The organism is Nonomuraea jiangxiensis, from assembly GCF_900099965.1.
GTDB lineage: Bacteria > Actinomycetota > Actinomycetes > Streptosporangiales > Streptosporangiaceae > Nonomuraea > Nonomuraea jiangxiensis.
The window spans coordinates 63,501-89,922 of record NZ_FNDJ01000031.1; the positions used below are offsets into that span (position 1 = coordinate 63,501).

The 26,422-nt window shown below is 72.2% G+C and carries 20 protein-coding genes; 7 read left to right on the forward strand and 13 right to left on the reverse strand.

The window, feature by feature from the left end; genetic code table 11:
* Positions 1-67: 67 nt before the first annotated feature.
* Together BLS95_RS44360 and BLS95_RS44365 are read right to left on the reverse strand one after the other, a co-directional pair.
* On the reverse strand, positions 68-904 hold the full coding sequence (locus tag BLS95_RS44360) for an SDR family oxidoreductase (RefSeq protein WP_245765668.1): 837 nt from the start codon (positions 902-904) through the stop codon (positions 68-70).
* Positions 901-1,188: an antibiotic biosynthesis monooxygenase family protein gene (locus tag BLS95_RS44365; RefSeq protein WP_090945628.1), complete on the reverse strand. Its 288-nt coding sequence runs from the start codon at positions 1,186-1,188 to the stop codon at positions 901-903. The genes BLS95_RS44360 and BLS95_RS44365 overlap by 4 nt, the downstream gene beginning before the upstream one ends.
* Before the next feature lie 62 nt (positions 1,189-1,250).
* Between BLS95_RS44365 and BLS95_RS44370 the strand changes: the two genes are divergently transcribed.
* Positions 1,251-1,703 (forward strand): MarR family winged helix-turn-helix transcriptional regulator, encoded by a 453-nt coding sequence (locus BLS95_RS44370; RefSeq protein WP_090945629.1) that lies wholly within the window; start codon positions 1,251-1,253, stop codon positions 1,701-1,703.
* A gap of 75 nt (positions 1,704-1,778) precedes the next feature.
* Here the strand turns inward: BLS95_RS44370 and BLS95_RS59660 are convergent, their stop codons facing one another.
* Positions 1,779-2,060, reverse strand: coding sequence for an SDR family oxidoreductase (locus BLS95_RS59660; protein WP_342742825.1), 282 nt, complete (start codon positions 2,058-2,060; stop codon positions 1,779-1,781).
* A 117-nt stretch (positions 2,061-2,177) separates the two neighbouring features.
* On the opposite strand from BLS95_RS59660, the gene BLS95_RS44380 reads away from it, so the two are divergent.
* A complete protein-coding gene (locus BLS95_RS44380; RefSeq protein ID WP_090945631.1) occupies positions 2,178-3,722 on the forward strand; it encodes an amino acid permease in 1,545 nt (514 codons plus the stop codon).
* On the opposite strand, the gene BLS95_RS44385 is transcribed toward BLS95_RS44380, so the two are convergent.
* The 3 genes from BLS95_RS44385 to BLS95_RS44395 all read right to left on the reverse strand — a co-directional run bounded on the left by BLS95_RS44385 (position 3,645) and on the right by BLS95_RS44395 (position 5,874).
* Positions 3,645-4,304, reverse strand: coding sequence for a TetR/AcrR family transcriptional regulator (locus BLS95_RS44385; RefSeq protein WP_218136280.1), 660 nt, complete (start codon positions 4,302-4,304; stop codon positions 3,645-3,647). The genes BLS95_RS44380 and BLS95_RS44385 overlap by 78 nt on opposite strands.
* Positions 4,305-4,367: 63 nt before the next feature.
* Positions 4,368-5,456: a serine hydrolase domain-containing protein gene (locus tag BLS95_RS44390; protein ID WP_090945633.1), complete on the reverse strand. Its 1,089-nt coding sequence runs from the start codon at positions 5,454-5,456 to the stop codon at positions 4,368-4,370.
* 70 nt (positions 5,457-5,526) lie between these two features.
* Positions 5,527-5,874 (reverse strand): winged helix-turn-helix transcriptional regulator, encoded by a 348-nt coding sequence (locus BLS95_RS44395; RefSeq protein ID WP_090945634.1) that lies wholly within the window; start codon positions 5,872-5,874, stop codon positions 5,527-5,529.
* 73 nt (positions 5,875-5,947) lie between these two features.
* Here BLS95_RS44395 and BLS95_RS44400 point away from each other — a divergent pair, with 73 nt between their 5' ends.
* The 5 genes from BLS95_RS44400 to BLS95_RS44420 all read left to right on the forward strand — a co-directional run bounded on the left by BLS95_RS44400 (position 5,948) and on the right by BLS95_RS44420 (position 9,429).
* A complete protein-coding gene (locus BLS95_RS44400) occupies positions 5,948-6,769 on the forward strand; it encodes an MBL fold metallo-hydrolase (RefSeq protein ID WP_176993715.1) in 822 nt (273 codons plus the stop codon).
* Positions 6,766-7,686, forward strand: a complete 921-nt coding sequence (locus BLS95_RS44405; RefSeq protein WP_090945636.1) for an alpha/beta hydrolase — start codon at positions 6,766-6,768, stop codon at positions 7,684-7,686. The genes BLS95_RS44400 and BLS95_RS44405 overlap by 4 nt, the downstream gene beginning before the upstream one ends.
* A gap of 75 nt (positions 7,687-7,761) precedes the next feature.
* Positions 7,762-8,109 carry an ArsR/SmtB family transcription factor gene (locus BLS95_RS44410; protein ID WP_090945637.1) on the forward strand — a complete coding sequence of 116 codons (348 nt, stop codon included), beginning with the start codon at positions 7,762-7,764 and terminating at the stop codon, positions 8,107-8,109.
* Positions 8,106-8,567 carry an SRPBCC family protein gene (locus BLS95_RS44415; RefSeq protein ID WP_090945638.1) on the forward strand — a complete coding sequence of 154 codons (462 nt, stop codon included), beginning with the start codon at positions 8,106-8,108 and terminating at the stop codon, positions 8,565-8,567. The genes BLS95_RS44410 and BLS95_RS44415 overlap by 4 nt, the downstream gene beginning before the upstream one ends.
* A complete protein-coding gene (locus tag BLS95_RS44420; RefSeq protein WP_090945639.1) occupies positions 8,560-9,429 on the forward strand; it encodes a class I SAM-dependent methyltransferase in 870 nt (289 codons plus the stop codon). Before BLS95_RS44415 ends, BLS95_RS44420 begins: the two co-directional genes overlap by 8 nt.
* Before the next feature lie 64 nt (positions 9,430-9,493).
* Here BLS95_RS44420 and BLS95_RS44425 read toward each other — a convergent pair whose 3' ends face one another.
* The 7 genes from BLS95_RS44425 to BLS95_RS44450 form a co-directional block, all read right to left on the reverse strand.
* Positions 9,494-12,070, reverse strand: a complete 2,577-nt coding sequence (locus tag BLS95_RS44425; RefSeq protein ID WP_218136281.1) for an alpha-glucuronidase family glycosyl hydrolase — start codon at positions 12,068-12,070, stop codon at positions 9,494-9,496.
* A gap of 190 nt (positions 12,071-12,260) precedes the next feature.
* Entirely contained in the window at positions 12,261-13,229 is a 969-nt protein-coding gene (locus tag BLS95_RS44430) for a hypothetical protein (protein WP_143044144.1), read from the reverse strand.
* A gap of 86 nt (positions 13,230-13,315) precedes the next feature.
* Entirely contained in the window at positions 13,316-13,717 is a 402-nt protein-coding gene (locus BLS95_RS44435) for a histidine phosphatase family protein (protein WP_143044145.1), read from the reverse strand.
* Positions 13,718-13,884: 167 nt separating this feature from the next.
* Positions 13,885-14,847 (reverse strand): golvesin C-terminal-like domain-containing protein, encoded by a 963-nt coding sequence (locus tag BLS95_RS59360; RefSeq protein ID WP_143044146.1) that lies wholly within the window; start codon positions 14,845-14,847, stop codon positions 13,885-13,887.
* 155 nt (positions 14,848-15,002) lie between these two features.
* A complete protein-coding gene (locus BLS95_RS59365) occupies positions 15,003-15,134 on the reverse strand; it encodes a hypothetical protein (protein ID WP_281250110.1) in 132 nt (43 codons plus the stop codon).
* A 214-nt stretch (positions 15,135-15,348) separates the two neighbouring features.
* Positions 15,349-18,279 (reverse strand): hypothetical protein, encoded by a 2,931-nt coding sequence (locus tag BLS95_RS44445; RefSeq protein ID WP_090945643.1) that lies wholly within the window; start codon positions 18,277-18,279, stop codon positions 15,349-15,351.
* Positions 18,276-26,420, reverse strand: coding sequence for an RHS repeat domain-containing protein (locus tag BLS95_RS44450; RefSeq protein WP_090945644.1), 8,145 nt, complete (start codon positions 26,418-26,420; stop codon positions 18,276-18,278). The genes BLS95_RS44445 and BLS95_RS44450 overlap by 4 nt, the downstream gene beginning before the upstream one ends.
* Between the last annotated feature and the right edge of the window lie 2 nt (positions 26,421-26,422).

Consider the following 26,422-nt stretch of genomic DNA (forward strand, 5'->3'; position numbering starts at 1 on the left):
CGTTCACATATGGCCTCTGACCTGCTGAAACAGCGCATTTCGCGGTCCGCAAGAATGCTCCATCGCCTCACCCGCCGAGCCGGTCGGCGTAGTCGCGGGCGAACTCGGCGAACGTCCTGCCCGGACGGCCGGTCACGGCGGTGTACGTGGGCGTGGTGTAGTCGCCCCAGCCCGCGTCGTAGGCCACCAGGTATTCCTTGGTGACCTCCGCGTCCCACTCCTTCATCCCGGCCTTGAGCAGCACGGGGTAGGCGTCGTCCGGGCTCACCGGCTGATAGCCGATCGGCCTGCCGTACACCTCCGACAGCGTGTCCGCCATGTCGCGCAGCCTGATCCGCTCCGGCCCCGTGAGAGTGTAGGTTTCGCCCTGGTGGGGCGCGGGGTCACGGAGCACGACGGCGGCGAAGTCGGCGATGTCCCGCACGTCGATCATGCCGAGCCGCCCCTCCCCCGGAGCACCGTAGAAGGTGTCGCCGTTGACCGAGCCGAGAAGGTTCTGCATGAAGTTCCCCGGGCGGATGACGGTCCAGCCGAGGCCCGAGGCCGCGAGCTCGATGTCCGACAGAGCGTGCAGCCGGCCGTTGCGCGTCGGTGCGTCGTGCCCCGCGCCGATGGCCGACATGCGGACGACGTGCCGCACGCCCGCCTTCTTGGCCGCCCAGAGCGCGTTGCTGCTGGCGTGCGTGGAGTCCGGACCCATGGCGACCAGCAGCCACACCGTGTCCACGCCCTCGAACGCCTTGTCCAGCGTCTGCGGGTGGTGGAGGTCGCCGACCGCCACCTCGACCCCCGACGGCGCCTTGGCCCTGTCGCGAACCAGCACCCGCAGGTCCGCCGTGCCCTCCAGCGAGCGCAGCACTTCCCTGGAGACGGTGCCGTTGGCACCGGTGATCAGGATGGTCATCGCAATATCCCCTCTTCCGTGGAAACGAGTTCGTCGATCAGGGCGAAGAATGCCTGGATGCCGGGCAGATTGCCGCCCTTGGCGCGGGAGGCCGCGAAGTCGGCGGGCGAGCGCCACTCCACGAGGTCCAGCCATTCGCCGCCGGGCAGTTGGATCAGCCTGGCGCCCAGGAACCCGTCCCGGTCGGCCTGGAAGTCCGCGATCATCCCGCTACGGGCGGCCAGGAGGTCCGCCGCGCGCTCGGGAGAGACGCGGAACCTGGTGATTTCCACTGTCGTCGTCACACCACGACGATATAGTAAAGATTAGTGACCGTCAAAATTAGTGACTAAATCGGAGGCGTGCGATGCGTAGGAGCGAGCGCAAGCGGGAGGCGCCCGACCTGGGGATCCTGTCCAGCAGGACCCTGTTCAGCCTGCAGAAGGAGCTGTACTCCCGGCTGTCGGAGTTAGGGCATCCACAGGTCAGGCCGCGGCACGGGGCCGTACTGGCCTACCTCGACGTGGAGGGCAGCCGGGCCTCCGACCTGGCCGTGCAGTCGGGCCAGCACAAGCAGGTGATCGGCACCCTGGTGGACGAGCTGGTGGCGCTCGGCTACGTGGAGCGCCGGCCGGACCCCGCCGACCGCCGGGCCAAGCTCATCGTGCCCACCGAACTGGGCCGCGATCACATGGTGAAGTCGGACGCCGTCCTCGTGGAGATGGAGGCCGAGCACGCGCGGGCGGTCGGCGAGGAGGCGTACGCGGAGTTCAAGCGGGTCTTCACCCTGGTCACCGAGCGCCAGACCAGGACGAAGTAGCCGGCGGCCGGACGTGCCGCTCCCCCGCCTGGCGGTACGTCCGGCCGGCGCTCCACGCCTGGACGCGGCGGCCCGTCAGACGTTGAAGCCACCGTCCACGTTCAGCGTGGTGCCGGTCACGAAGCCGGCCTCGGGCCCGGCGAGAAACGCGATTGCGGCGGCCGGCTCCTCGGGCCTGCCGTAGCGTCCCAGGGCGTTCATCGAGCGCCGCACATCGGCGAACGGCCCGACGTCGGGGGGTCGCCCGCAGCGTGCGCGGCATCCTGTCCGTCGTGGAGGACTGCTTCCCGCAAGGGCTGCGAGCCGCCGCCCGGCAGCGGGAGATCTCCGGCAAGCTAGATCTCCCCGCGAGCGCACCGCGCAGCCGCTGATGTGAGGGCAGCGTTACCGCCGGGGAACTGCCGGGACACGTAGGGGCAACAGAACGAAGTTACTTATCTGTCAATCGACAGAAATTGCCCCCGGGGAGAGCCCATGACGCCTTCACCCTCCACCGACGAGAGCGTTCTGCAGAAGTTCGGCTACCGGCAGGAACTGCACCGCAGCATGGGCCGCTACGCCTCGTTCGCGGCCGGATTCTCCTTCATCTCGGTCCTCACCACGGTCTTCCAGTTCTTCGGCCTCGGCTTCTCCTTCGGCGGCCCGGCGTTCTTCTGGACCTGGCCGCTGGTGCTGGCGGGCCAGCTCATGGTCGCGCTCTGCTTCGCCGAGCTGGCCGCGCGCTACCCGATCTCCGGGGCCATCTACCAGTGGTCCAGCCGCGTGGGCAATGCGACGTTCGGCTGGTTCGCCGGCTGGATCATGGTGCTCGGCCAGGTCGTGGTGATCGCCGCAGCGGCGCTGGCGCTGCAGGTCGTGCTCCCGGCCATCTGGCCGGGCTTCCAGCTGATCGGCACCGACCCCTCGCCCGTGTCGGCGGACGGCGCGGCCAACGCCGCGCTGTACGGCGTGCTCCTGCTCGCCGCCACCACCGTGGTCAACCTGCTCGACATCAAGATCATGGCCAGGATCAACGTCATCGGGGTCACCGCCGAGATCGTCGGCGCGATCCTCATCGTCGTCCTGCTGCTCACCCACGCCGACCGCGAGCCCACCATCACCTTCGAGACGGGTCTGCCCGGCGGCGCCTTCGCGGCCCTGCTGGTGGCCGCCTTCGCCGCGTCGTACGTGTTCATCGGCTTCGACAGCGCGGGCGAGCTGAGCGAGGAGACCCGCAGGGCCTCGGCCGTCGCGCCGCGTACGATCATCACCGCGCTCGGCGCGGCCGGGCTGCTCGCCTGCCTGATCGTCTTCGCCGCGCTGCTGGCCGCGCCCAGCCTTACCGACGGCCGCCTGGCCACCGAGGGCCTGTCGTACGTGCTGACCAGCACCCTCGGCGACGGCGTGGGCAGGTTGCTGCTGGCCGACGTGGTCGTGGCGATCTGCGTGGCGACGCTGGCGATCCAGACCTCCGCGACCCGGATGCTCTTCTCGATGGCCCGCGACGGCGTCGTCCCCTTCGCCGCCCGGCTGGGACGGGTCTCGCCCCGCACCGGCATGCCGACCGGTCCCGCCCTGGTCACCGGCGTCCTGGCGGCCCTCATCGTGGCGATCAACTTCGTCTCGCCCGACGCCTTCCTGGCGATCGGCACCACCTGCATCGTGGCCCTGTACCTCGCCTACGCGATGGTGACCGGACCGCTGCTGTGGCAGCGGCTGCGCGGGTCGTGGCAGGGCGGGGCCCCGAAGGGGGTGGACGAGAGCGGCAGGCCGCTGTTCTCCCTGGGCCGCTGGGGCCTGCCGGTCAACGTGCTGGCCGTGGTCTACGGCGTCGGCATGGCCGTCAACCTGGCCTGGCCGCGGGCCGAGGTGTACGCCCCCGCCAGTGGAGAGTGGTATTTCCAGTGGTTCACGGCGCTGTTCCTGGCCGCGGCGGTGGGCGCGGGCGTGCTGTATCGCCGGTCAGCGGCCGGGAAGCAGCGCGCGGCCCAGCTCCCGCAGGTGGGCGAGGTCGGCCTCACCGACACCGCCAACGCGTAGCGCGGCGTCGGCCACCGCCTCCCCCATCCCCTCGACCGCGCGGGCGGAGGTGTTCCTGCGGATCAGGATGACGCTCTCCACCACGGAGTAGACCAGGTCCGCGCGCAGGTCGCGCTCGTGTTGCGGAAGCGCGGCGGTGATCGGCGCGAGCAGGTGTGCGTATGCCTGCTTGAGCGCGGTCCGCAGCTCCTGGAAGCCGAGGAACCGGTCGGCTTCTGGCAGCAGGTAGAGCGCGCCCAGGTTGTGCTCACCCGTGCACAGCAGCGTCGCGTCGCGGTGTGCCAGGGCCCAGAGCCGCGCCCCCGCAGGGGCGTCGGAGGCGGCGAGCAGGCGCGCGGCCTCCAGCGACGGCCGCACCGTGCTCTCCAGCAGCTCGGCGAGCAGCTCCTCCTTGCCCCTGAAGTAGTGGTAGAGAGTCGCCTGCCGGATCCCGGCCCGCTCGGCGACCTCCCGGGTGGTGGTGGCGCTGTAACCGTTGACGGTGAACAGCTCCGCCGCCGCCGCGAGCAGCTCCTCGCGCGGGGACAGGCCGGTCGCGGGACGCGCGACGGCACGCGGCCGTCCCACCCCTCGCCTGCCCACGCACCGATCTTTACACAGGTACGGCACCCCCCGAGCACGCCCGCGCGCCGGCCGCCCCCGGACTCAGCGGGCGCACATGGCGGCGTCGAAGGCATCGATCAGGTGCTGCCGCTTGGCGGGGGTGTCGGCCAGGCCGGTGACGTAGACGGTGGCCGCGCGCCCGGCCCGGTCCCGCCCGCTGAGCACCGAGGCTCCCGGCATGTCGCCACCGTGGAAGTAGGCGTAGCCGCAGCTCGACCTCATCCGGGCCACCCCGAGGCCGTAGCGGGCGCCCGCGGGCCAGCCGTCCTGCTCGACCGCCACCGTCGTGGCGGTCATCCTGCCCAGCGGGGCCTCGCGCCAGAACCGGTTCAGGTCCTCGGGGGTGGAGACGAGGCCGCCGCTGGGCCCGAACTCGTAGGTGGGCAGCTGGTCGGTCAGGTCCACCTCGCCGTCCTGCGGGTGGCCGGGATGCACCCCGTAGGTGTACGCGTGCGGGCCGCGGATGCCATAGTCCCCCTTGGCCGGCCAGTACGTGTCCCGCATCCCGTACGGCCCCAGGATCAGGTCCCGGCTCGCCTGCCGGAAGTCCTTGCCCGTCACCTCGGTCACGATCATGCCGAGGACCAGGTAGTTGGTGTTGGCATAGGCGAAAGAGCCGCGGGGCGTGGGCTTGAGCGCCAGCGCCACCCGCAGGTAGTCCGGGAACGGCTCCTTCCACTCGATCGCGTCGGCGAACTCGGGCAGGCCGCTGGTCTGCTGGAGCAGCATCCGGACGGTGATCTTCCGCCCGTCTATCGCCGCGCCGTCGCCGCTGCCGCGCAGCACGCCGGGCAGGTAACGCTCCACCGGCGCGTCCAGAGCGATCTTCTTCTGGTCCACCAGCCGCAGCACGGTGGCGGCGATGATCGGCTTGCTCATGCTGGCGATCCGGAACCGTCCCTCGGGACCGATCATCGGCTGCCCGGTGCCCCGCTCCGCGGTGCCGGAGCGCCAGGTCACGCGCGTGCCTCCCCGGCTCCGCACCTGGCTCAACCCGCCCGCCAGGCCGTCCTCGGTGGTCAGGCGGTCAAGGCTGGACTGGGGCGAGGGTCTTGCGGCGGCGGCGAAGGCGGGGGCGACAGGGGCGATGATCAGGCAGGCGGCGACAGCGGCGGCGAGCAATTTCGTCATGCCCTCACTGTGTCGGGAAGCCCGCTGCCGATCAGTCACGTGTGCCCGCCTGTTGGGGGTGGGGTCCTCCCTACCTTGTCCGCCTTGGCGGGCCGGCGTCTTCCACCGCCCAGGCGCAGATCGCCGAGAGCGGCTCCTGCAGCGTTTCGCCGAGCGGGGTCAGGGCGTACTCGACGTGCTGGGGAGCCGTGTCCTTGAGCACCCGTCGTTCGACCAGCCCGTCGCTCTCCATCCCCCGCAGTGTCTCCGTCAGGACCTTCTGCGTGATGCCGGGCAGCCGGCGGCGCAGCTCGGCATGTCGTTGCGGCCCGGCCAGCAGCGCGTAGATCAGCAGGACCCGCCACTTGGCGGCAAGGCGTTCCAGCGCCTGCCGGGTCGTACAGCTTTCCTCCAGGACGTCGGGTATCACCAGTGCCATGGGGCTCCCGCTCGTAGGGCACCGCGAAGTGCCTTCTGGTCACGACCGAAACCGGCCTCCTAATGTCCCGATCATGACAGAGCTCATGGTTCACAGGTACACGGCGGCGCAGCCCGGACTCTTCGTCAACAGCTACCTGCTGGAGACGGAGGAGGCCGTGGTGCTCGTCGATGCCGGGTTGCTGGTGTCGGACGCGCGGGCGCTGGCCGCCCGGCTCAAGGCGTTGCGCAAGCCACTGGTGGCGGCGTTCGTGACGCATCCTCATCCGGATCACTTCAACGGCCTGCCGTACGTGGCCGGCGACGAGGTGCCGGTCCACGCCACCGCGCCGGTCGCCAAGGTGATCGAGGAGACCGCGGTCGCCAAGCGGGAACAGTGGCGGCCCGTCTACGGCGAGGAATGGCCGGACCGGTTCCGGGTGCCGGATCGTACGCTGGACGACGGCGAGGCGGTGGAGGTCGCCGGCCTGCGCATTCAGGCGCATGATGTCGGTCCCGCCGAGAGCCATGCCGATTCCTACTTCCTCGTCGAGTCCGGCGACCGGCGGATCGCCTTCATCGGGGACCTGGCCTTCGACGGCGTGCACTCCTACACCACGGACGGCCACTCCGGCGCGTGGCTGGCCGTACTCGATCGCCTGACGCGCGCGCTGGCCAGGGTCCCGCTGTACCAGGGTCACGGCGCGCCCGGCGATGCCGGCCTGCTCACCCGGCAGCGGCAGTATCTGCTCATGTACCGCGAGACGGTCCGGCGCCTGGCCGCGGGGGCGCCGAGCCTGAGCGAGGCGCAGAAGCTGGAGCTGGAGCAGATCATGGCCGGCTTCGTGCCCGACGCCCCGCTCGGCTGGCTGGTCGGCCTGGGCGCGGACGCCGTCGCCGCGGAGCTCGCCTCATGACGACGACCGCGATCCCGGCGGACGGAGGGGCCGTGCCGGCGGTCAGGACCGAGCGGATCACGTTCGACAGCGAAGGCATCGAGCTGGTCGGCGAGCTCCGCGTTCCGGAAGGAAGTGGCCGCGCGCGGCCGGCCGTGGCGCTCACGGGACCCTTCACCGGGGTGAAGGAACAGGTCACCGGCACCTACGCCACGCTGCTCGCCCGGGCCGGGCTGGTGACCCTCGCCTTCGACCATCGGGGATTCGGCGAGAGCGGCGGACGCCGCCGGCACGAGGACAGCCAGGGGAAGCTGGCCGACCTGAGGGCCGCGGTCGGCGTGCTGGCCGACCGGCCCGAGGTGGACACCGACCGGATCGGCGTCGTCGGGGTGTGCCTCGGCGGCGGCTACGCGGTGCGCGCCGCCGCCGCCGACCCCCGGGTCAGGGCGGTGGCCGGCATCGCGGCGGCCTACAACAGCCCGGTCGCCGTGGTCCGGAACATGGGCATCGGCGCGTACCGGTCCGCGCTCGGGGGTTTCCTGGACCGTTACGACGAGCGCATTCCCGCGGTGGCGCCGGACGGCGGTGAGGCCGCCATGGGAGGCGACGAGCCGTACGCCTACTACGGCACCGCCCGGTCCGCCTCGCCGCGCTGGCACAACGACGTCACCAGGGGATCACTCCACTCGCTGATGACCTTCGACGCCCTCGGCGCGGCCGACCTCCTGGCCGCGACCCCGCTCCTGGTCGTCCACGGCAGAACCGACCGCTACTGCTCCCCCGACCTCGCCCGGGAGCTGTACGAGCGCGCGCCCGGCCCCAAGGAGATACTCTGGCTGGACGCCGGCCGGCACATCGACCTGTACGACGTGGAGCCGTACGTCACCCAGGCCGCCGAGGCCACCGCCGCCTTCCTCCACCGCGCCCTCGGCTCCTGAGGGCCGGTCGCCGTTCGCTTCAGAAACTCAACCACCCGGTTGACCTTAACGCGGTCTCCGCCTAAGCTCAACCAGGTGGTTGAGCGAACTGCCGAGCAACTGGACGACGTGTTCCGCGCGCTGGCACATCCCGCGCGCCGCCAGATGCTGCGGACCCTGGCCCGCGAGCCGACGTCCATCAGCGACCTGGCGCGCCCGCATCGCATGTCGCTGGCGGCGGCGGCCAAGCATGTTCACGTGCTGGAAAGCGCCGGTCTGGTGCGGCTGACCCTGTCCGGCCGCACCAGGATGTGCCGGATCGACGCCGAGCCGCTCTCCGAGGCGTACGAGTGGATCCGCACCTACGAACGGCTCTGGAGCCGGCGACTCGACGCCCTGGAGGCGCTTTTCGCGAACGATGACGACGAGGAAGAAGACTCATGAACCAGACACGAACCGGGGCCCTCGCGGTGCGCATGAAGCGGGTCATCTCCGGCCCGGCCGAGGCGGTGTACGCCGCGTTCCTCGACCCCGACCTCCTCATGCGGTGGTACGCCCCGGCCGGGTCCCGGCTGGCCGAGGTCGAGGTCGATCCGCGGGTGGGCGGCCGGCACCACACCGTGGTGATCGACCAGGACGGCGGCCGCCACGAGAACCACTGCGAGATCCTCGAGCTGATACCGGCCGAGAAGATCGTGATGACCTGGATCTACCGGGGGCCGCAACCGCTCGCCGACCCGTCCGAGCAACTGCTGACGGTCGAATTCCGCGCCCTCGGTGACAGGTCCACCGAGCTGACCCTCCTGCACGAGCGGCTGGACACCGTGGCGGACCGTGACGGCGTCCGCGCGGGCTGGAGTTCGCTGCTCGACCGGCTGGAGGAGGTCATCGCCGATGCCTGACGACCGGGCCGCCGCCGTCGTCGACCGGTGCACCGAAGCGGCCGCGACCTGGCTGCCGCTCGCCGGGCCGATCGAAGCCCAGCTCGCGCCGCTCAACGACGTCCTGTTCCCCGCCGCCGGCCTGCGACCGGGCGAGAGCGTCATCGACGTCGGCTGCGGCACCGGCGACACCACCCGGCGGGCCGCGAGCCTCGTCGGCGGGACCGGCCAGGTCCTCGGGATCGACGCCGCCCGCAACGCCATCGAGCACGCCCGCCACCACCCGGCCGGTACGCACGATCCGGACACGGCACCCATCACCTGGGCCGTGGCCGACGCCCAGCGCCATGCCTTCCCCGCCGCGGCGGCCGACGCCGTGATCTCCCGGCTCGGCGTCATGTTCTTCGACGAGCCCGTCGAGGCGTTCGCCAACCTCGCCGCCGCCACCCGCCCCGGCGGCCGGTTCTGCGCCGTGGTGTGGACCTTCAGGGACGAGTCGCCCTTCCTGCAGCTCAACCTCACCGTGGCCGTCGAGACGGCGGCGTCGTACGGGTGGACGCTCGACGCCGGGCCACCCGACGCCGCGCCGTTCGGTTTCGCCACCGACGAGACCCTGGGCATCCTGGCCAAGGCGGCATGGGAGGACCCCGGCCTGCGCCGGCACCGGGTTCCGCTGTACGCGCGCGGCCCCGGCACCCCGCCCGAGACGATCGCCGACGAGTTCGTCGCGAGCGGGCCGCTGGCGAGCCAACTCCAGGGCGCACCGCCGGAGGTCGTCGAGGCCGTGCGCCGCGCCGTACGCGAGGAGCTGACCACGTGCTGGGACGGCAGAGGAGTACGCCTCGACGCGAGCGTCGCCGTCCTGACCGCGACACGCGCATAGCCGTGGGGAGAAGCCGGCGACCCCGGGCGGACCTCCTTGAGGCCGCCCGGGGTCGCCGGTGACATCAGGTGGGCCGCATGACGAAGACGTAGTCCTTCACGAGGGGTCCGAAGAAGTCCTCCTTGGTGACCCTGACGACGGCCTGGCCGGGAACGCCGTCGGCCTGGGAGAGGATCTCGTACCGCGCCGCCCGGTCGGCCGGGATGACCTTGGTGATCTTCGGTGAGGCGCCGCGGCGCACGGGAATCGAATACGACGGAGCCGACAGGTCGAAGGCGCCGATCCTCCGCCCGCCGACCACGATCGCGATCGACAGGGGCCCGTCGTCCACGGGGTCGTCCCTGCCGCTGAACGACTTCCAGTAGGTCACACAGGTGTCCCGCCAGTCACCGGCGTCGGCTTCGTGGATGGCGAGCTTGGCCCTGACCTCGGCGAAGCGGCGGGCGTCGATGGAGGGTCGCAGGGCCTCCCAGGTCAGCCGCATCCAGGTGACGTACTGGACGCCCATCTGGTAGCGGTAGACCAGGTCGTCCCAGAAGATCCGGCCGCTCCGCATCCGGCGGTCCCAGGGCACGTGGTGGAACCACATCAGCAGGTTCTCGGGGACGGTGTCGATGTCGCCGTATCTCGCCGCCAGCGTGGGGAAGTACTGGGCGGTGAAGTCGCTGCCGGTGGGAGAGCGGTCGTAGCCGAGGCCGGCGCTGTCCGCCCTGTTGTAGTACACGGGGCTCCAGTCGTCCCGTGCGAGCCTTTCCGCGGGGTTGGGGCCGTAGTGGTCGCTGGACCGGAACTGGTGGGCCATGCCGAACGGGGTCTGATAGCTCACCAGCGCTTCCCAGGAGCCCATCATCATCTTCACGATGGTGCCCACCACGTTCGTACGGTTGCTCCAGGTCATCCGGACCCAGTCGGCCGCGATGTCCGCGGAGTCCAGCGTCCAGTCCCAGGACTGGCGGCCGAAGGCGAACAGGTTCGCCTGGGCGAAGTGGTGGCCGGTCAGGTTGTCCGCGTTGCCCAGGTTGGCCACGCCGATGATGGCGGTGTCCGCGTGGCCCTGCGCGGTTCCGTCCACGATGTGGCCCATCAGCCGCTTGCCGAGCAGCCGGCCGCGCTCGTCGGTGGCGTAGGTGTCGGTCTTCAGGGCCTCCTCCCACATGGGGCCCAGGTAGCACAGCATCTCGTCCTGGCCGGTGTACTCCTGGGTGACCTGCAGTTCGAGTGCCTGGTTGGTGTTCTCCATCCGGCCGAACATCGGGTGGATGGGCTCGCGGGCCTGGAAGTCCAGGGGGCCGTTCTTGGTCTGAAGGAACACGTTGTCCAGGAAGCGGCCTCGCGTCCCGTCGGACTGGCGCTCGTCGTCGATGTACCCGAACTCCAGGTACGCCCTCTTGAGCCGGTCCTCGTCCACCTCGGCGTTGTAGACGAAGGTGCGCCAGTAGATCTTCATGCCGAGCGGCGCCACCGCCGCCGCGATGGCGTTGGCGCCGTCCCCGTGGTCGTCGCCGAAGTCCTGGGGTCCCGGCTGGCCTTCGGAGTTGGCCTTCACGGTGAAGCCCGTGAAGTCCGGGATGGCCGCCCGCAACAGCCCCGCCCGCCGGTTCCACCATCCCCTGAAGTCCTCGCCGTGCGGGTCCAGCTGCTCGTTCGTCAGCGTGTCCGGCGCGAACCGGGGGTCGGTGGGGGCCGTGTAGTTGATGGCCAGGGCGATCTTGATTCCGTACGGTCGCAGCGCGTCGGCCAGCGCCGCCTCCTGCGCGATGTACCGCGGCGTGAGATAGACGTTGTCGGCGTTGACGAGGTTGATCGTGATGCCGTTGATCCCCACGGACGCCATCGCCCGCGCCACCACGATGTAGCGGTCGAGGATGACCGGCAGGTTCCGGCCGGCGCTCTCCCCCCTGGCGGCGAAGTTGAAGATCGTCCCGTTCTCGCCGTTCAGGCCGCCCGTTCCCGAGGCGTTGTTGCCGGCGTAGAGGCGTACGGTCTCCCAGTTGTTCAGGTGGCGGTTCCTGATCCTGGGGGACTCGGAGATGTCCAGCCTGGTGATGGTCTTGTGCGTCTGCAGGCGGCGCAGGAAGGCGAACGTCCCGTACAGGGCCCCGGTCTCCGTGTTGCCGGCGATGACGGTGAACCCCTGCGTCCCCCTGGTGAACGAGCGGATGAGGTAGCCGGCGTCGCCGAGGGGGGTCAGATCGCCGGCCGGGATGTGCTGCCGTACGACCTTCGAGCTGTCACGGGTCCCCACGATCACGGCGCCGTCGGGGGGCCGGTCACCCGGCTCCGTCGTCACCGGCACCGCCCGGTCCAGCAGGCCCTTGAGACCCCTGACCAGTTCGTCCCTGGCCGCCTCCAGGGTGGTCTCCACGAGTCGCTCGGTCGATCCGGGTGCCATGCTGAGGTCCGGGGTGTGGCGGTGCACCTTGTTCCGTCCGGCGTTCTCCACGATGACGGTGGTGACCGTTTCCCGATATTTCCGGAGAAGGCCCGGGTCTTCGACCGGCACATACCGTAACCACAGGTCGGAGCCGTCGTACTCGCTGTCCGCCGTCGTCCTCAGCGCGGCGGCCACCGCCTCCTTACCCACTGTCCCGGCGGCCGCACCGGTGCCCGCGACCAGCCCCGTGGCCGCTGTGACCGGCACGACCGCGCCTAAAAGTGCGCGGCGACTAATATTCATGATTCGGTCTTAACACGCCGGCTTGACTTCGTTAACAACGAGAACACGGTGGCAGTGAGCCCGTCACCGTGGGCGTGGCCCGGGCGGCGTGGCGTGTTCGCGCCCGCAGGCCGCGGTGGACCGGCCCTCGCGGCCTGCGGGCGGAAGGAACGGATCAGACGTCGGCGATCTTGAACACGCCGATGTCATCGGCGCTGGTGCCCTGCGACGGCACGGAGTGGTTGATCGACGCCTCGACGCCGACCCAGCCGTGGAACACCCCGTCCTCGTCGATGATCTGCAGGAGCGGCTTGACGTGGGAGTTGCCCGTGTAGCAGTACTCGCCGCGGCCGTCCGCGTTCGCGGCGAACCAGTGCCAGAGGGCGTCACGGCGGTCGTTGGAGGTGGTGTTGGGGAACGACACGTAATACTGGGCGGTACTGGTCCGGCCGGCCATGCAGCGGGCTCCGGTGCACACCGTGAAGGTCCGGTACCAGAAGGGGCTCCCGTCACCATGGTCGACGTACGGCACCTGGCGGGAGTCGGTCTTCCACAGGTAATAGGTGTGGACGAAGCTGCCGTGGTCGGCGGAGGCGAGCTGGGACATCGAGGCGCGCGTGCTCCAGGCGGCGTTGCTGCCGTAACCGAAGCCGTGCGTCGCTCCGAACGACGTCGCGCGGAAGGTGAGCTTCGCCAGCTTGCCGGAAGCCGCCTGGCTGACGTCCCATTCTTCCCAGATGCCGCTGTCCCAGGTGATGCGGAGCACCGTTCCGGTCACCACGTACGTGCCGTGGAGCCGGTCGGGGGCGCTGGTGCTCTGGAAGCCGTTGCCGGTCTGCACGACGCAGTCGCGAGCGGCGCAGTTGGCCGCCCGTACACCGGTGTAGCTGTAGCCGACCCGCTCGCGCTGCGTCCAGTGCCAGTGGGATTCGGTGACCTCGTTGGTCGCGGTGAACGAATAGGTGCCCAGCCGTATCCAGTTGGTTCGTACGGCGGGATCGACCCGGCCGATGGAGACCACGAACCGGTGCATGCCGCCGGGCGCGTTCGTCGCCTGGGCTGACGCGGGCACGGTCAAACAGATGGATAACAGGGTGAGAATTGCTGCTGTGGCGGTGAGCCGCCGGACGAGCGGCAGATTCACTGCGTCCCTCCACCTCGCTGGTGAAAATTAGCGCCACAAGCGTAAACGCAAAGGCATAAACCTTCCATGGTGCCGGGCCACCGTCCTCACGGCACGACCGCGGTCAGGCTTCGCCGAAGGCGGGCAGTGAGCGGGCGCTCGCCGGCGAGCGCGAGGTGCTCGGTGATCCCGGCGGCGAAGCGCGCGGCGATCTCGACCCGCGGCTCCCAGTCCACGTGATCCGCGCCGTCCACGTAGGCGCGTCGCAGCTCGCGGTAGTCGCCCTCCCACGGCTTCGCGCGGGGGACCTCGTTGAACCGGTGATCGCGCGTGACTGGGTCGTCGCCGCCCAGCGTCTGCCGGGCCTTCGGCTCGTCGCTGGAGACGAGGCAGGCGTCCTCGGGGAGGCGGGTCATCAGTCGCCGGGCCGCCTGTCGGCCGTCAGCGCTGAGCGTCGGCTGGGAGCAGGCATGGGACCGGGTCTTCTTCGCCGGGGGCAACGCCGCCATGGAGGCGATCGCGCTGAAGAGGGACCTGCACGATCAGCTGCGCGCCGCCGTACCCGCAGGTGGCGCGCGATGCGGTCGCCGGGCGGGGGCGGCGCCGGGACATGGGGCTGGAGGGGAAGTCGGCTGAGCCCGCCGGCTGGGCGCCGGCGGGCTCGCCGTTGACACCGTTAGCCGAGCGGGATGACCGGCTCCGGCGAAAGGCTGACGTAGGAGCAGCCCGTGGTGGGCAGGCTGCTCGCCGCCGGCGGCGTGGCGCCGTCATAGACGGCCAGCAGGAAGTTCTGCGGGCACCGCCGGACGCTGCCGGTGCGGATGCCGAAGTGCAGATGCGGACCGGTCGAGTTGCCGGTGTTGCCGGTCAGCCCGATCTGCTGCCCGGCGCCGACCGACGCGCCGTTGGAGACCGACCACGACGAGAAGTGGCAGTACGTGTAGATGGCCCCGTCGGTTCCGGTCAGGTTGATGCCGCGCCCGCACGAGCTGTCGTCGATGACCGTCACCGTGCCGGCGCGCACCGCGTACGCCGGGGTGCCGGTGCCGACCGGGAGGTCGATGGCGGGATAGTCGTGGTGCGGGTCGTCGTACTCACTGCGCGGCAGCGCAGTCCGCGGAAGGGGCAGCGAGAACGAGACCGCCCCGGTCGACGAGGTGATCCGGACCGCGTCGGCGACGACGTAGCCGGGCTGGCTGGTCCAGCGGCTGACGCCGACCACGTTGTAGTCGCCGGCGGCCAGGGGGAACGTGCCGAGGCTGACCCAGCGACCGCCGTTGGCGCGCTGGTCGACGACGACACTGCGGGTGCCCTCGGTGGTGGCCACCATGAACGGGGTGGCGCTGTTGTAGCCGGCGTCCGCCGGATACCAGACCTCGACCAGGTGAGCTCCGGCCGCGGCGATCGACGCCTTGAACCAGGCGGCGTCGCTCGCGACGGTGTTCGGCGTCGCGAAGCGGTAGTCGGCGCCGTACCGCTGCGTGGACCATGCCGACGTGCCCCAGTCGGCGCTGGCGATGAACCGTCCGGCGGTGGCGTTGTCGACCGTGGTGGTCGCGGCCGCCGCGGGGGCGGCGGAGCCGAGCAGAACCAGGGAGGCCGCGACAACGGCGGCCGATAAGCGGGTGATGATTTTCACGAGCTGTTCCCTCCGGGGGGATTGAGGGGTGCGCAGGTGAAGATATTCAACCAATTTGGGAACGCTAATGAAAGATATCTACATGTATCAGTTTTTGGCCTATGCTCAATGCTTTGAGTCGCCAACCGACGCCGCGGCCGCCCGGAACGTACGGGCTACGCCGTGAGAACCTTGTCGAGCTTCGGCTCGACCGGTGATGCCGAGCCGTTGACCACCCGCCACCCGGGGAGCTGGTGCCAGTGAGTGCGGCGGCGCCGCGGATCCTGGGCGAAGTCCCGCTCGGCCACGTCGGCGAGGCGCTCGGCCGGCCAACTCCCGGACCAAGACGGTGCCGACGCCGGTGCCCCGGACGGACCACTCTCCGGGCAGCTCGGGCCGCAGCTCGGACAGGATCCGCCGCCACCGTCGCGCCTTGTCAGCAGATGACATACGAACCTTACGTAGCGGGCGGAGCCGCGACCGGTCAAGCCACGCCGACCACCCGTTCGACCGTGCCCCCGTTCACGGGGCGAGGCCGCGCACGATGGTGCCGTCCGCCTGGTCCCCGGGTTGGAGGACCTTGCGCACCATCCGCGCGTACAGGAGCTGGTCGTTGACGTACAAGGCGAGATGGTCCACCGACCAGGGCCCGCTGAACCAGTAGTACGGAACCAGCCACTCGCTCCAGCTCGCCGGAACCGCCTGACGGCGCAGGGACCAGGCGGTGCCGAGCAGGTCACTCAGCCGGGGCCCGCCGGGGTGCGCGCGGTAGAGCTCGGGCGTCAGGTCGTAGACGTTGATGTCGTTGGGACGGTTACGGCCGCCGAACAGGTGGGTGGCCCCGCGCTCCCACAGCGTGGCCAGGTCGTAGTCGTGGCCGTCGATGGCGAACACCGCGTTGTCGAGGGTCGGCCCCGTGGAGCCGGTCTTGATGACGAGCTGGAGCTTGCAGACGCGGTCGTTGTCGGCGACGGGACGCCGCCAGCGGTCGGCCGCCGCGAGGGCCGGCCGAGTGAGCCGCCGGAAGAGGATGTAGCTGAAGTCGTACGACAGGTCGAAGCCCGCCACGATCGTGCCCTCGAAGTAGCCGAGATGGGAGACGATGCCGACGGCCCGGTGGGCGCCGCTGGGGAGGGGGACGTAGATGGGGCCGCCGCTGGCGCCCTGGCGCATGTCGGTCTCCGTCGAGCCCCGGGCCTCGTCGTAGGGCGACAGCGTGATGTCGGCGGCGTACATCTGGGGAGGGCCGGACGTCGGATACGGCGGCCGGCGCGGATAGCCGGTGATGCGGGCGGCCTGGTTGCTCATCTGCTTGTCGTCCAGCGCCGAGAGCCTGAACCCGCCGGGGTCCCAGCCGGCCGGCGGATTCGGCACCCTGATCAGGGCGTAGTCGTCCACGCTCTGCCCGAACAGGTAGTCACGCTCGATGCCGCGGATGCTGGCCTGGGTGTCGGCCAGCCAGTCGAGCGGCACGTCCATGTCCTCCAGGTTGACCGTGTGCGCGGCGAACGGCTTGGTGGTCCCGTTGGCTCCGGGAACGATGGTGATCGACCGCGTCCAGCCGAGTTCGCTGCACAGATTGTGCGCGGCCGTCATCACGTAGAAGCGGGAGCCCTCCGCGGGGATCAGCCAGCCGGTCCCCACCCCCGAGCCGCCGCCGGCCAGGGTGACCTGCAGCAGGCACACCCACTTGTACGGCGCGACGGTCGTGTCCGGCACGGCCGTCGGCGGCGCGGCGGCGGCCCGCCGGAGGAGGGGCGTGGGCTCGGGATCGGGCTGCTGGACGAGGATCCGGACCGACGTACCGGTGATCTTGGCGGGGTTCCTGCCGGTGACGGGCCGCTCGGGCTCCGCCGAGTGCTCGACGTCGATGGTCCGCAGGCCCGCGCCGTACCCGGAGATCGTGGCCCAGTAGGGCAGGAACGCGGGGCCGGGCAGGCTCGCGGGGTTCAGGACGGTGGGACCGGAGTCAACGGTGGCCAACGCGTCGCCCGCGCCGTTCCTCAGAACGACCTTGAAGGTGTAGGTGCAGATCACCTCGGGGTCGGTGGCCATCCACTGGCCGACCTGGATGAGCGGCGCGGTGTCGAGGAAGTCGGGCCGGTAGCCGGCGTCGGCCAGGTCGATGCGCTGCCGCTTGACGGCCGGTCCCGAGGCGACCGCGAACGCCGTCGCGCCCGCGGACTGCGGGCAGGCGACGCCCGGGCCGGTCTCGGTGGTCCAGGCGCCGGTGCCGGTCCACCCGGTCTGGCCGTCGGCCCCGCTCGGATTGGCCACCAGTTCTGCCGGGCGGAAGCCGGGGCTGAGCAGGACACGCACGCTGGAGCCGCTGATCCGGAATCCCTTCGCCGCGTCCACGGCCGGGTCGCTCGCGGTGTGCTCGAACTGGACGTACCGCACGCCGGGGCCGTAGTCGCGGAACGACACCAGCACCTGCCGCCAGTCGGTCCGGCCGGGCAGTCCGTCGCCGGCGGCGGGCGGCACCGGCATCGTGGTCGTGCGCACCTCCTTGAGCACGTCGCGGGCGGTGCCGAGGAGCCGGGCCGTCAGCGCGTACGTGCTGCCGGATGGGCCGATCGCGCACACCCAGTCGCGTACCTCGATCTCGGGCGAGGTGTCGAGGTAGCCGTCGGTGAGACCGGCGGCGACCAGGTCGACCGTGGCCGACTTGCGGCACGGGCCGCTCACCTTGTCGGCGGCGAACGCGGACGTCCAGCCGAGCGCGTCGGCCGTGCCGGTGGTCGTCCGCCAGCTTCCCGCGCCCACGCTCCACCCGTTCAGGCCGCTCTCGCCCGAACCGTTGGCCAGCACCTCCATCAGGAGGTTCTGGCCGGTGGCGCCGAACCGCTGGGCCAGCGCGATGAGCACGTTCTCGGCGTTGCCGCCGCGCACCAGGCCGAGCAGGGCGGTGGCGGCGTCGGCGGGGATGCCGAACACCGCCGCCGTGGCGGCGGCCAGGCTCATCGCCGGTGCCGCCGGCGCGGCGGCCAGCACGGTGGCGAACGGCCGGAACGTCGCGCGGAACAGCTCGAACTGGTCCGGAGGCCCGCCACCGGTCCCGGGCGCCAGGTGCGGGCCGAGTGCCCGCAGCGCGGCCGGGGCTGGGTCGGCCCGCGGCGCGGTCGTCAGGGTCGCGCAACCGGCGGCGTTCGCGGTGGTGGTGCAGCCCAGTGTCCACGGGCCGGGTTCGGGCGCGTTCACCAGGACCGCCAGCGGGCCGTCGGCGCCGGTCACGACGAGCGTGTCCGCGGTGTCGGTGGCGGTCGCGTAGGTGGCCCCGCCGGGTCCGGTGAGGACGATCCCGACCCCGGCGGGCGGTCCGGTCACGGCCGCGTACAGCAGCGGCGTCCCGGCCGGTACCTGGATCCGCCCGGTCAGCGTGCCGGCCGTGCCGTCGGCGTCGATGCGGCAGCAGGCGAACCCCGCCTCGCCGGTGAGGGTGAAGCCGTTCATCGATTGCCTCCGCGCAGCTCCGGTCGCAGACGCACATAGGCGGCCATCTGCGTCTTGAGGTCGACCCGGTTGAAATCGCAGGTCGGGATGCTCCAGTCGGCGTATCCCGCGTCGATCAGGGCGGGCCGGGCCCACTCCTCCAGCGACTTGACGCTCGGCTGGTAGTGGCCGGAGGAGTTGGTGAGCATGATCTCCCGCTGGGCGGAGTCGACCCGCATCATGCCCGCGGTTCTGGCGCAGCCGCCGCTGTTCAGCATGCTGTGCCGCACGTAGAGCTCGTGGCCCCCGGCTCGGTCGTACATCTCGCAGTAGCGGAACACCTTCGACTCGTCCACGACGAAGATGTAGTAGCCGTCGGGGATCTGGTGCACCGCCCTCGGCTGCAGCGCCTTGCCGCCGATCGCCTCCATCGGGCCGTAGAACTGCAGGTGGTAGATGTCCTCGGCGAGCGGGTCCATGGCGATCCTGTACATGCCCTCCGGACACTTGTTCCACCACCAGTGGTGGAGCGCGAAGCGGCTCATCCCGTAGCCGAGCGGGAGCGCGGTGGCCGCCGCGCTGAGCACGCCGTATCCGGCGAGCACCAGGCTCACCGGCAGCCGGGAGAGGGCGGCGTGGGCGACCAGCGGCGTGAAGGGGTGCGTGTCGTACCCCGGGTAGCCGGGGTAGACGTGCTCAAGGTACTGCCACGACTTCTTCAGGTGCAGGCGCGCCAGGAACCGGGCGGCGTCGACCTTGTTCCGCACCCAGCCGAACAGGCCCTCGCCGTAGGCCGGGCCCGGCGGGCCGGGCGGCGCGGGGGGCGGCGTCGGGCCGCATGGATCCACCGCCGGGGCGACGGTCCGGCCCAGCACGGGATCGTACGTTCCGCGCCTGGTCAGCACCAGCCCCGTCAGCGGATCGACGAGCCCCGGATCGAACACCGACCGGTCGTACAGCGGCAGGTCCTCCTCCGACAGGAGCATGCCCTCCGGGGCGCCGAAGGCGTCGCGGTCGATGTACTGCACGAGCCGGCCCTTGTCGTTCACCACCGCCTTGATCGTGCCGCCGACGCCGGGGATGGGGTACAGAACGCTGTCGCGCTCGCTGACCGCGACGACGCCGCCGGGGCCGGGCACGAAGTAGAGGCGCCGCATGGTGGTCGCGCCGGTGCCGTCGGTCACCGATTCCAGGCGGGCCAGCGGCAGCCCGCCCGGCGAGCGCAGGTCGAGTGTGCGGTTCGTGGCGCCGTCCCCCGCGGGCGTGGCCAGCGTGCAGACCGTGCTGTCCCCCCAGGTGAACTCGCTGTCGTAAGGGCACACGCCGTCGCTGTGAACGGAGGCGAGGTCCCCCTCGGGGGTATAGGCGATGGAGTCCAGGCCGCGCGTGGGCAGGGCGGTGATCCGGCCGGCGGCGTCGTAGCCGATCGGGCCGCTCGCGCCGACGCCGGCGATGCTGACGTTGTCCACGCGCAGCGCCGAGGCCCGGCCGTTGACGAGTGTCAGCGCGATGTCGGCGATGTTCCACCCTGGGGCGAGGTCGGCCAGCGTGCTCAGGTCGAGGGTGAACGTGTGGGAGGTCCAGGTGGCGGACGGGTTGTCCAGGGCGTGGACCAGCCGCGTGCCGATCGGGCCCAGCGGGCCGTGGACGTTGACGTACCAGCCGGCCTCACCCGTCCGGCCGTCGGGCGCGGGGTCGGCGGCGACGTAGTACGTGACGGTGTAGGTGCCGCGCAGGTCGAACCGCGAGCGGTACTCCAGGTAGGAGGAGCCGCCCGGGACGGCGCCCGGCAGGCGCAGGCACCTGGTGCTCGACGGAGGCCCACCGGTCACGGCCTCGACGGAGGGGCCGTCAGGGCCGAGGTTGGTCCGGCCCCAGGACCAGCCGGGCGGCGGGTCGTCCTCCTCGAAGCCGAATCCCGTGCCGAGGGCGGTCTCGATGGACAGCACCCGCTCCGCCGGGGGCGTCGAGGCCAGGAGCCGCTCGCCCGGCTGGTAGCGGTAGGTGGCGACGGCGTCGTCGCGTCCCACGGTCGTCAGGTTCCCGTCCGGGTCGTAGCCGACCGGGTGGGCGCCGCCCAGGTACGGCACGGCCGCGATCATCCGCCCCGCCGTGTCGTATCCGTACCGGGTCGTCGTCTCGCGCAGCGGGTACGGCGCGTCCGGCCCGGCCGACCAGCGTGAGCGGGTGGAGGCCACCTTGCCGTCGTGGAAGCCGCCGGGCCCGGGATGGCCGCCCTGGGTGTAGGTCGCCTCTTCCTCGTACGCCGGGGCGGTGATCTTGGATGGCCAGCCGGCCGCGGTGTACTCCAGGGTGACGGGCACGTTCCCGTCGGCGTACACGATCGACGACGGCGTGCCGTCGGGGTTGTAGGTGTAGCGGGCGAACGTCGCGCTGGTGTCGGGGACCGCGCCGAGCGGCCGGTACACGCCGTCGTCCGGCGGGGTGCCGATCGCGGCCACCCGGCCCGAGCGGTCGTAGGAGTAGGTCACGCGCAGCGGCGGCTCCCCGTCCGTGACCGCCTTGGGCAGGTCGATGCCGGTCAACCGGCCCCGGCTGTCGTAGGAGTAGGCCGACTCCCACACGTGGTCGTCGAACCCGGGCACGGCCACCCGGTACCGCACGACCGAGCCGCGGGCGTCGTAGGTGTAGTGCTCGGTGACGGCCGTCGCGCCGGCGCCGGTCACGACCTGGGCCAGGCGGCCCTCCCCCGCCGTGTCGAAGGTGAAGGCCCGGTGCGCCTGGAACGTCACTCCGGTCCCCGGCCAGGCCGGGTCGTCGGCGTGCCCGGCCGCGGTCTCCCAGGTGAGCGCCGGGTCGGTGATGACGCCGGCCTCGACGATCCGGCCCAGCCGGTCGAGCTTGCGGTAGCCGATCCGGGCGGGCGTGGCCGCCGCGTCGGCCGCGTCCTGGGTGAAGCGCAGGCGTCCCGACCGGTCGTAGGCGTACCGAGTGGTGCCGCTCTGCGGGGAGTCGGTGGAGGTCACCCGGCCCAGGAAGTCGTAGGTGTAGGTCGTCGTGCCCCCCGTCCCGCCGCCCGCGGAACCGGGTGGCCGGATCGCGCACAGGCGGCCCGCGCCGTCGTAGTCGTAGCAGGTGGTCAGCTTGGTGCCGTCGTTCAGCGTTCGGCGTTCGGCGTGCACCCGGCCGTCGGCCGTGGTCAGCGTCAGCGCCGTGGCGCCGTCGGCCTCGGTGAGGGTGACCAGGCGGTAGCCGTCGGCCTGCGCGTCGGGCACCGCTCCGGCCATGGCGCCGGTCGCGCTGTTGCGGGCGACGGTCAGGGAGGTCGACCGGCCGCCGTTCACGGCGAGCTCGTCGCCGGGCAGGCCGAGCGCCACCGGCCGCTCCAGAGGCGACTTCTCGTAGCCGACCTGGACGAAGGGCGCGCCGTGGCCGGGGGCCTTGTACTCGGCGACGCTGCTCACGCCGCCGGGCAGGTAGCCCGCCACGCCGCCGCCGATGACGTCGCCGGTGTCGTGCACCGGCGCCAGGACCGGGTTCTTGTCGTACGAGGGGCGGCCGACGTCGTCGTACAGCAGCCCGTGGGCCTCGACGTTCTGGGCGTCGCGGACGTCGAGCGACTGCTGCGGCAGCCCGCGCGCGTCGCAGAGCGTGAACCGCAGCTCCGGCTCGGCCAGCGCGACCAGGTCGGCGAACGCGCCGGGCCCCGACAGGTACAGGCCGAGCGTGCCGTCGGGCACGACCCCGCCCAGCCGGTGCGACAGGATCTGTCGGCCCCCGGCGAAGCAGGAGACCCGGCCGTCGAGGATGGAGAACACCAGGTCACCGTGGGTGAACGCGCCCTGCCGGGTGACAGCCGTCCGCCACGTGCCGCCGTCGTCGTAGGCGAGCGACCACTGCCCGGTCGCATCGTCGTGGGAGACGAGCACGTTGCCGCAGCCGATGCCGACCTTGCGCCGCTCCGGCTGGGCCTGCGGCAGCACCCGCACGTACGCCGCGACGTCGGCGGCGGCGAAGTCCTTCAGCACGGCGCGGCTGCCGTACGTCCCGCCGCCGGTCCCGTCGAACGCCAACCGCCCGCCGCCCATCGTCCACCCGGACGGCAGCGTCCAGAGCCCGGCGTCGGAGGACTCGAAGTCGTGGTATTCGACGTCGCCGCCGGAGGTGACCTCCAGCAGCGTGTTCGGGAGGTTCTCGGCGTAGGAGCCGTCGGGGGTCAGCAGCCGGGCGAATCCGGGCACGCGCAGCCGCGCCGACCCGCGGTCCGGGCCGATCGTGGCCGTCACGACCCGGTTGCCGTCGCGTACGAGGCGGGTGGTGGCGCCGTTCGGGCCGAGCGTGCCGCGCGGCAGCCCGGTCGCCGGGTCGTGGACCTCGGCGTGGAAGGCGGCGTCGAGCGGCTGCAGGCGCAGCCCGTCGACCATGACCTGCGGCCCGGTGGGCGTGTCCGCCGCCGTGTTGACCACGCGCACCCGCAGGCTCGCCGTCGTGCCCGGATGCCCGTCCAGCAGGGTGGCCAGCGGGATCGTCGCCGAGACGTACTGCCACGTGCCCCCGGTGACGGGCAGGTCGGCCCTGATCGGGTCGCCGAGCGGCGTCGGCGGGTCGCCGAGCGCGGTGACGTCGATCTCGACGCGGGCGTTCCCTTCGACGTAGCCGGGCCCGGTCTGCGCCCAGCAGGAGAACAGGTAGGCGCGGTCCTGCCCGGCCGGGACGAATGTGGCGTAAGGCCCCGCCGCACCCGCCGGGTCCGCCACCACGGCCAGCGAACCGGACCCCAGCTGGCTCTCCCCGGCCACAAGGTGCGGCTGAACCGGCCCGCTCGCGCCGCCGGCCTCCCGGTAGCGCCAAGGGCCCGGGTCCTCGCCGGGCTCGCAGCCGTAGAAATGCGCCTCGCCCGCGGCGCAGTCGGCGGCGGCGAAGGCGGCCGAGCCCGCGGGGCCGTAGAGCGTGCTGCCCGGCAGGCCGATGGCGTCGCGGGTGCCGGTGACCCGGCCGTCGGGCGTGCGGGTGGCGACGAGGTGGGCCGGCTCCCACCCGGCGGGCACGACCGAGCCCTCCCGCCAGGCCGTGAAGTCGGCGGCCTCGGCCGTGGTGGCCCGGTAGGTCGCGCGCTGGGCCCACCGGCCGGGGCCCTCGCCCCAGTCGTCGCTCCACGTCGTCGCCTCGCCGCCGGTGCGCACGCCGTCGGCGGAGGTGAGCGTCAGGACGACCGGGCTGAGCAGGTTGAGCGTGCGGTCCGGGTCGTAGGCGCGCCACCAGTGGGTGAAGTCGGCCCGGACGAGCCGGCCGTCGGCCTCGGCGCGCGCCGTGCTGAGCATCAGGCCGGTCAGCTCGTCGTAGGTGTGGGTGCTGCGCAGCGGCGCGCCGTCGACCTCGGCGAGGTCCTCGCGGCAGCGCGCCCAGCCGCCCACGTCGCGGGGGCCGCTCCGGGTCGTGGTCACCCACCACCACATCGTGGTCCTGGACACCGGTGTGGCGGAGTCCTGCCGGTAGACGGCCTGGGCGTACGGTGTGCCGGGCAGCCTGGACAGGTGCGCGGCGGCGTTGGTCGCCGAGCCGGTGGGACGGTCCAGGCCGGCGGCCTCCGCGGCGGACAGCCCGTTGAAGAAGTCCACGACCGTGCGCCCGCTGACCGGGGCGGCCGCGTCGGCCGTGCCCGGCGCGATGGTCACCCTCGCGGCGGCCACCCGCTGCCCGTCGGGTGAGACCGTGGCCGTGGCCGGGTCCACCAGGTAGCCCACCGGCACCCGGTTGTAGGCGCTGTCCGGTCCGGTGTCCGTGCTCCGACCGGAGCCGTACAGCGTCACGGACGTGACCTGGGCCGGCGTGATCGTGCCGCGTACGTCGCCGGCGACCACCCGGTGCAGGCGCAGCACGGCGTCCGTGCCCCAGGTGCCGGTGCTGGTGGCGAACGCGGCCGGGCCCGCGGCGGCGAGGCGGGCGCCCGCCAGGTTGATCGCGGTGCCGGGCTCGCCGGGTTCGAGGGGGATCGCGGTGACGCCCGCGGAGGTCTCGTAGAGCACGTGGGACTCGCCGAACAGCCCGGGCGTCGCCTGCCGGGCGAGCGCCTGGCTCAGGTCGAGCGCCAGGGCCCACACCCCGTTCGCCCCGCGCAGGTACAGGCCGGTGCCGACGAGCGCGTACCGGCCGGTGCCGGCGGCGAGCGCGCCGGAGGCCGCCGTCATGCCGCTCACCTCCGGCACGTACGACCAGGTGGCGGTGGCGGGGTCGTAGGCGATCAGGTCGTAGACGGTCCCGCCCGAGCCGGTCGTGGCCCGGCACACCACGTCGGCGCCCAGGACAGGCCGGGCGGTGCCCTGACGGGTCAGGAGCGACAGGTCGGAGCGACGCCAGCCGGTACCGTCGTAGCGATACGCGACCTGCCCGATCAGCACGGCGTCGCCGCGCGTGCTCACCGCGGGAGCGGCCGCCCCGCCGGTGACCTCGCCGAGCACGGCCGTCGTCACGGTGGTCCGGGCGGGCCCGTCCTGCCGCACCGCGAGCCACGTCGCCGTACGGTCGGGGCCCGACCAGCCTTCGCAGGTCAGCACGGCGAAGCCGGCGCCCTGGACGACCGCCGCGCGGACCGGCGCGACGGCCCACGACCGGATCCGCGTCGTGGTGGCCGCCCACCCGGCGGCCGGGTCCCGCCGGACCGTGGTGACGCTCTGCTCGGCCGCGGACGTGGCCGCGCACAGCCGGGTGATCGTGCCGTCGCGGCCGTCCAGCGCGGCGAGCGTGGTGCCCGCCGGGGCCGGGCAGGGCAGCCTCTGCCAGGCCGCGCCGTCGAACCAGCGCACCGTCATCGTCCCCGCCCTGGTGCCCAGCAGCGCGATCGCGCCGTCGGCCGCCGCGGCGGCGACCGGCTCGCCCTGGGGCAGCCCGGTCGGCTCAGCCGCCGCCGACCCGATCCACCCGTCGGGCGTCTCCGGGTCGGCGTGGAACAGCGTGTACGCCGCCGCGCCGACGACGGCGAAGCAGCGCGGCCCGGTCACGACGGTCAGCGTCGCGAGCGTTCCCTGCGGCACCGGCACGTCATGCGGCACCCAGCGGCCCTGCCAGCGGTAGGCCGTCGCGCTGACCGTGGAGTCGGCGCGCGGCCACAACACCACGGCGAACTCCTCGCCGAAGGCCACCTTCGGCTCGGCCGCGCCCGTGCCCGCCGGCGGGGTGAGCGCGAGGTCCCGCGTGGCCCGCGTCACGGCCGGCGCGGCGTACGCGAACTCGGCCACGCCGCCCGCCGGGGTGGTCACCCGCAGCAGCAGGCCGTACGACGGCGACACCGGCGAGGTGTCGTAGCCGAAGTCCACCCCGGGCGTCGCGTAACCGCCGGGCACGGACCTGGTCAGCGAGACGAGCAGGCGCTTCTCCCGGTCGCGCGCCCCGATGACGGCCAGGTCGCCGGTGGGTGGTGCCGTGTAGCCGAGCGTGGTCGTGGTGAGCGTCGTCCCGCCGGGGGAGACCTCGTCGAGCGTGACGAGCGCGCGCGTGCCGTACCTGGACTGGCGGGCGCGTGAGCCGTCGCCCGGGTCGGCGTACTCGGTGGGGTTCTTGTCGGCGTAGCCGAAGTCGATCCGGCCGCCGTCCGGCCCGGTGATCCGCAGCGGGTACGTCGCGCGCACGTACGTCGCGCCGTCGGCGAGGGTGGCCGTGTCCTGGCGGTAGGTGTAGGCCGTCGTGTTGCCCCACACGTCGGTGCGCGAGACCAGCCACCAGGCGTCGGCGACCCGGGTACGGCCCGCGGTCTGGACGCTCGCGCCCGCCCAGCCGTTGAACGTGTACCCCCAGTCCACCGCCCCGTCGCCGCCGAACAGCAGGCGGACGCCGTCCTCGCGGACGATGGTCCACGTCTCCGCCGCGGCGTCGTAGGAGACGCGCCAGAAGGTGTGCGGATCGGCGGCGTACCCGGAGGCCGACGGGATGAGGCGGTAGTCCGCGCCGTCCAGCCGCAGCCGGTGTCCGGTGGCGTCCCGGGTGATCGCGGAGGTCTCCAGCGTCCAGCCGAGCCCGGCCAGGCCGGTGGGGCGCTCCAGGTTCCAGCCGTCGCGGACGGCGGCGACCCGGGTGCTGTCGTAGGTGAGGACCACGCGCCCGCCCTCGGCCGCCACGTCGCCGGGCACCTGTGCGAGGGGGACGGCGAAACGGACGGCCGCGTGGTGGGCGTCGACGGCTTCGCGCAGGTCATCCAGGCTGATCATGG

Bases quoted from the DNA above. Each gene is read 5' to 3' on its own strand.
- BLS95_RS44360 (WP_245765668.1), bottom strand. From the start codon at position 904: ATGACCATCCTGATCACCGGTGCCAACGGCACCGTCTCCAGGGAAGTG.
- BLS95_RS44370 (WP_090945629.1), top strand. From the start codon at position 1,251: ATGCGTAGGAGCGAGCGCAAGCGGGAGGCGCCCGACCTGGGGATCCTG.
- BLS95_RS44405 (WP_090945636.1), top strand. From the start codon at position 6,766: ATGACGACGACCGCGATCCCGGCGGACGGAGGGGCCGTGCCGGCGGTC.
- BLS95_RS44435 (WP_143044145.1), bottom strand. From the start codon at position 13,717: ATGGCGGCGTTGCCCCCGGCGAAGAAGACCCGGTCCCATGCCTGCTCC.
- BLS95_RS44450 (WP_090945644.1), bottom strand. From the start codon at position 26,420: ATGATCAGCCTGGATGACCTGCGCGAAGCCGTCGACGCCCACCACGCG.
- BLS95_RS44380 (WP_090945631.1), top strand. From the start codon at position 2,178: ATGACGCCTTCACCCTCCACCGACGAGAGCGTTCTGCAGAAGTTCGGC.
- BLS95_RS44445 (WP_090945643.1), bottom strand. From the start codon at position 18,279: ATGAACGGCTTCACCCTCACCGGCGAGGCGGGGTTCGCCTGCTGCCGC.
- BLS95_RS44420 (WP_090945639.1), top strand. From the start codon at position 8,560: ATGCCTGACGACCGGGCCGCCGCCGTCGTCGACCGGTGCACCGAAGCG.
- BLS95_RS44415 (WP_090945638.1), top strand. From the start codon at position 8,106: ATGAACCAGACACGAACCGGGGCCCTCGCGGTGCGCATGAAGCGGGTC.
- BLS95_RS44400 (WP_176993715.1), top strand. From the start codon at position 5,948: ATGACAGAGCTCATGGTTCACAGGTACACGGCGGCGCAGCCCGGACTC.
- BLS95_RS44395 (WP_090945634.1), bottom strand. From the start codon at position 5,874: ATGGCACTGGTGATACCCGACGTCCTGGAGGAAAGCTGTACGACCCGG.
- BLS95_RS44390 (WP_090945633.1), bottom strand. From the start codon at position 5,456: ATGACGAAATTGCTCGCCGCCGCTGTCGCCGCCTGCCTGATCATCGCC.